Source organism: Aeromonas lacus, assembly GCF_000764665.1.
In the GTDB taxonomy this organism is placed as follows: Bacteria; Pseudomonadota; Gammaproteobacteria; order Enterobacterales; family Aeromonadaceae; genus Aeromonas; species Aeromonas lacus.
The window spans coordinates 1-563 of the sequence record NZ_JRGM01000195.1 but is presented as its reverse complement, the minus strand read 5'-3'; the positions used below and the strand labels follow the sequence as shown (position 1 = coordinate 563).

1 pseudogene is annotated in these 563 nt (G+C 42.8%); it reads right to left on the bottom strand.

What is annotated here, in order from left to right:
- Positions 1-563 (bottom strand): annotated as a pseudogene (locus LG31_RS0120095) (integrase); the annotation flags it as partial.

Sequence of the window (563 nt, the reverse complement as noted above, 5' to 3'; positions counted from 1 at the left end):
ACGTACAGGTGCTAATATTTCAATGGCGCTAGTCAGACCTTTCTTTAGGATTGGTAACAGGCTTTCGGTTATTGGTTTGGTTTGATATCCAGCCCCCTTTTTGGCTCGGTAGCGGATCTCATTAATGGATAATATGTCCATTTCACCTGTGAAGACGTTTTGCTCCTCAACCTCCCTAACCTGTAAGCAATCGACATCTAGGCAGATCACCTCATCAAATCGCAGACCCGTTGCAAACATGATTTCTACCATAGCCTGAAACAGTGCATCGTCACCTTCTAGATTCGAGTTAGAAAGTGTTGCTACTGCGATGAGGCTTTCATGGGTAGGTAGCTTCTCATGCCGTTTGGTAGTTGACTCAAAATCGATTCTTGTATCACTAGCGGTCTGGGTTTCTCCGCGTTTAGATGACTTTTTGAATCCAATCTTTTGGATGGATAGCCGCTTTTGGTTAATAAATTTCGCAATAGATTCAAGTCTCTGACCAATACGGTAAAAGGTAGAACTTTCTAGTTTATCGTGTGCTTCCGCCTCTGCGACTTTGAAGTCATAAATAGTAAGAG